The 767-nt window shown below is 60.6% G+C and carries 1 protein-coding gene and 1 pseudogene; both read right to left on the bottom strand.

The genetic code is table 11. From position 1 onward, the window contains the following. Positions 1-672 (bottom strand): cytochrome c biogenesis protein CcsA (gene ccsA, locus B3187_RS08900; RefSeq protein ID WP_286805857.1); only part of this gene is annotated, 672 nt, incomplete at its 3' end. Continuing rightward, positions 662-767 (bottom strand): annotated as a pseudogene (locus B3187_RS17455) (cytochrome c biogenesis protein CcmE); the annotation flags it as partial. The pseudogene B3187_RS17455 and the gene ccsA, both read right to left, overlap by 11 nt.

Genomic DNA, 767 nt, shown 5'->3' on the forward strand with positions numbered 1-767 from the left:
GGCGATTCCCAGGGTCAGAAAAGCCCAGGCGGTATTGGTCCAGGGGCGGGCCCAACGGGTCCAGGCCGCATCCATCCGGCCGCTGATCAGTGCGGCGATAGCAAAAGCGAAGCTGACGGCAAACCCCACGTACCCCATGTACAGCACCGGTGGATGCACAATCAGCCCGAAGTCCTGGAGCAGCGGATTCAGATCACTGCCCTCCTCCGGCGGCAGCGGCAGCAGCCGGTCAAACGGATTCGAGGTCAGCAGCATGAACAGTAAAAAGCCGATTGCCACAAAACCCATCACCGCCAGCACCTGGGCGCGCAGGCTCAGAGGCAGGCTTTTGCTCAGGTGTGCAATGGCGAGCGTCCAGCCGGACAGCATCAACACCCAAAGCAGCAGTGAACCCTCGTGCCCGCCCCAGACAGCGCTGATCTTGTAGTACACCGGCATCAGGGAGTTGGAGTGCCCGGCCACGTAGGACACGGAAAAATCATCCTGAACAAAGGCGATCGTCAGACAGACGAACGACACGGCGACAAAAAAGAACAGACCGGTAGCCAGGGAGCGGCTGGTGTGCATCAGCAGCTGATTGCCGGTCAGCGAGCCCGCCAGGGGAACCGTGGCCAGAGCGAGACTGAAGGCCAGCGCCAGAATCAGCGCAAAATGTCCAATCTCAGGGACCATAAACCATCACTCCACAGCCTTCGTCATGATCGCCGCCGGCCGCCGACATTGCTTCGGCGACTTCCGGGGGCATGTATTCTTCATCGTGTTTGGCC

This window comes from Marinimicrobium sp. UBA4209 (genome assembly GCF_002381585.1).
Lineage (GTDB): Bacteria > Pseudomonadota > Gammaproteobacteria > Pseudomonadales > Cellvibrionaceae > Marinimicrobium > Marinimicrobium koreense.